The organism is Nonomuraea sp. bgisy101, from assembly GCF_057708945.1.
Map to the genome: position 1 here is coordinate 1 of NZ_JBYITD010000095.1, position 3,182 is coordinate 3,182.

General features: G+C 67.7%; 4 protein-coding genes. 2 read left to right on the forward strand and 2 right to left on the reverse strand.

Annotated features, from left to right (window positions below; genetic code table 11):
• Positions 1-208: 208 nt before the first annotated feature.
• On the reverse strand, positions 209-1,129 hold the full coding sequence (locus AC3EO4_RS55495; RefSeq protein WP_431904928.1) for an AraC family transcriptional regulator: 921 nt from the start codon (positions 1,127-1,129) through the stop codon (positions 209-211).
• Between the two features lie 76 nt (positions 1,130-1,205).
• Here AC3EO4_RS55495 and AC3EO4_RS55500 point away from each other — a divergent pair, with 76 nt between their 5' ends.
• Together AC3EO4_RS55500 and AC3EO4_RS55505 are read left to right on the forward strand one after the other, a co-directional pair.
• Positions 1,206-2,090, forward strand: coding sequence for an NADP-dependent oxidoreductase (locus tag AC3EO4_RS55500; RefSeq protein ID WP_431904931.1), 885 nt, complete (start codon positions 1,206-1,208; stop codon positions 2,088-2,090).
• On the forward strand, positions 2,087-2,485 hold the full coding sequence (locus AC3EO4_RS55505; RefSeq protein WP_431904934.1) for a DUF6069 family protein: 399 nt from the start codon (positions 2,087-2,089) through the stop codon (positions 2,483-2,485). Before AC3EO4_RS55500 ends, AC3EO4_RS55505 begins: the two co-directional genes overlap by 4 nt.
• 111 nt (positions 2,486-2,596) lie before the next feature.
• On the opposite strand, the gene AC3EO4_RS55510 is transcribed toward AC3EO4_RS55505, so the two are convergent.
• Positions 2,597-3,182 (reverse strand): transposase (locus AC3EO4_RS55510; protein WP_431904936.1); only part of this gene is annotated, 586 nt, incomplete at its 5' end.

The window sequence follows — 3,182 nt, forward strand, 5'->3', positions numbered from 1 at the left end:
GTGCTTGATATCGCGCCGGTAGGTCTCGTCCACGTCGATGTAGGCGAGGATGTGGAGAGAACCAACCGACAGTAGCCGAACCGTTACTCAATCGTTTGACCCGTCAATGCCAACCGCATCAGGGCGGTGAATGGCGGCAACGTGGCACATGCCGGCTTGCTAACGCCACTGACCGATTGGTTGCTGCTCAAGGGCCTGCGAGTGCTCTTCACGCGGCCTGGCGTCGATAGCGCCCGGGGGCTGTGCCGTACTCGCGCTTGAACGCGTTGGCAAAGGAGAACTCCGAGCCGTAACCCACCCGGGCGGCTACCTCGCTCAGGGACGCGTCGCTGTCGCGGAGCATGCGGGCGGCCAGGGTCAAGCGCCACCAGGTGAGGTACGTGAGGGGTGGCTGGCCGATCAGCGTGGCGAACCGGTGGGAGAAGGCCGCGCGCGAGAGGCCGGCCTGGTCGGCCAGGGTCCTGACGGTCCATGGGTGAGCCGGGTCGCGGTGGACCGCGGACAGCGCCGCGCTGATCGCTGGGTCGGCCATCGCGGCGGCCCAGCCGGTCCTGGGCTGGCTGGGCAGGTCGGCGAACCAGGCGCGCAGGATGTAGATCAGCAGCGTGTCCAGCAGGGCCAGGACGACGGTGTCGGCGCCCATGTGCGGGCGTTCGACCTCGGCGCCGAGCAGGTCCACCGCGGCGCGGAGCTGTGGGTGGTGGCCGAGCCGGGCTGGCAGGTGGAGCAGGTCGGGCAGGTCCTGCAGCAGCGGATGGGCGCGACCGGGGGCGAGCCTGTAGCCGCCGCAGAGCGTCACGGTGAGAGGCCCGTCTTGTCCGATGAAGTCGGAGACGAACAGGTCGCTGTCTTCGGTGGGGTCGCAGTAGGGCTCGGCCAGATCCCTGACCGGGGTGTCGGCCAAGCCGTACCCGAGGCCGCGGGGAGCGAACAGCACGTCGCCGACCCCCAACGCGACCGGATCACCAGAGGGCGGGATGAGCCAGCAGGCACCCTGAAGGATCACCTGGAACCCCGCCGAGCCGGGCACTGAGGGAAAACGCTGGCCCCAGGGGGCATGCCAGGCAACGCGGGCGGAGCTGGGCCGACCGGAACGCATGACGGTGGCCACATCACAGAGCAGATCCACAAGCGAAGACTATCTCTTATGGATTCAAGACTTCTAGGCATTCATCATCTTGTGCAGTCTCTCTAGCGTTGAGCGCATGATGAACGCAGCGAGATTCACACAGTACGGTTCCCCGGATGTCATCGAGCTTCACCGGGTCCCCATTCCGACGCCAGGTCCCGGCGAGGTGCTCATCAAGGTGGCCGCCACCTCGTTCAACCCCACCGAGACGGCCCTGCGCTCGGGAATGCTGCGGACGGTGTTCCCCTTGGCGTTGCCGTACACCTTGGGCTGGGACGTCGCGGGCACCGTCGTCGACGGAGCGAGCGGATGGGCCGAAGGTGATCAGGTGATCGGCCGCCTGGACGCGGGCGGGACCGCGGCCGAATACGTCATCGCCAGGGCCGACGTACTGGCCCCCGCACCGACCAGCATCCCGTTGACGCAGGCGGCGGCGATCCCCGTGGCGGGGCTGACGGCGTGGCAGGCGGTGCACGAGCATGTGAAGGTGACTCCCGGCCAGCGGGTGCTGATCAACGGCGCCGGCGGCGGGATCGGCGGGTTCACCGTCCAACTCGCCAAACTCGCGGGGGCCTTCGTCGTGGCCACGGCCAGCGCCCGCAGCGCCGTCGCGATCACCGCACAGGGCGCCGACCAGATCGTCGACTACACGGCCGAACCGCTGCCCGGTGGCATGGATGCAGTGATCAACCTGGCCCCGATCAGCCCCGAATCAGCTGCCGGGCTAGCCGAGCTCGTTCGCCCTGGTGGTTCGGCGGTATCTGTCGCCACCCCGATACCGGCCTATCCGCACTTCGTCACCCGCAACGATCCCGCGCAACTGCGCGAACTCGTCGCGCTCATCGACGCCGGCGACCTGAGCCTCGACATCGCCCAGACCCTTCCCTTGTCGGACCTGCCCGCAGTTCATGCCCGCAGCGAAGCCGGCCAGACCCGCGGAAAGATCATCCTCATCCCATGAACATCTTCATCCGGTACGGCAAAGCCGCCGCCATCCTCAGCGCGACTCTGGCCGCATGCGTGCTGTGGTTCATCGCCCACGCGTTGAACGTTGACCTCGTGGTCGACATGCGCAACGGGCAACCGCCCACGCCGGTGGGCCTTGCCCAGGTCGCGGGGTTCACTCTCAGCTTGTCACTGCTGGCCTGGGGCGTGCTTGCGGCGCTGGAGAAATACGCCAGGCACGGGAGAACCATCTGGCGCGTCCTGGCCCTGACCACCCTCGCTGTGTCCTTTCTCCCGATCCTCGGCGTCGAGGCGTCCGTGGGAACGAAGATCGCGCTATCGCTCATGCACGGGGCCGTCGCGGCCGTCCTCGTGCCGTGGCTGCCCCTGAAACGACAAGATCCCGCCTGATCGCGATGATCAGACGGGATCCCGTCAACTTCAGTCCGGCCGTTTCGAGAACGGCCCGGCGGCGCAGCAGGGGCCGTTTCAGGCCTGTGCGACCCTGCTGGTTGACTCGTTTCAGGCGGTCAGGGCCGGTTCGAGTCGGGCCAGATGGCTGGTGCGGGTCCGATCCAGTTGGTGTCCGTTCCACCAGGCGTGCAGGCGGATCAGGTTGAGCGCGATGGCGGAGACGACGTGTTCGAAGTGAACCTTGTTGATGCCTCGGTAGCGGGCGCGGCGTAGGCCGCAGGCCGCGACGGCTTGGTGGATGGTGCCCTCGATGCCGCACCGGGACTTGTATGTGTCGCGCCAGGCGTGGCTGGTCTGTGCAGCGCGGGCCGCATCCGGTGTTTCCTGGATCGGTCGCGGGCGCAGGGTGAGGTGACGGCCGCCGTGCTTGGCGCTGGTGCACAAGGTTCGCGCGGGGCAGGGGCGGCAGACGCTGGTCGGGAAGGCGGCCACGATCATCGGGGTGCCCCGCTGCCTGCAGGGCGTCCAGGAGGTGCTGGTCTGTCCTTGCGGGCAGGTGGCCTGCTGATTGTCCCAGTCGATGGTGAAGGCGGCCCGGTCATAGCCGTTGCGGGTGCGCGCTTGGACCGAGTTATCGGTCGGCAGCGGGGTGATCAGAGTCAGCTGGTGCCGCTCACGTGCTTGAACGATCAGT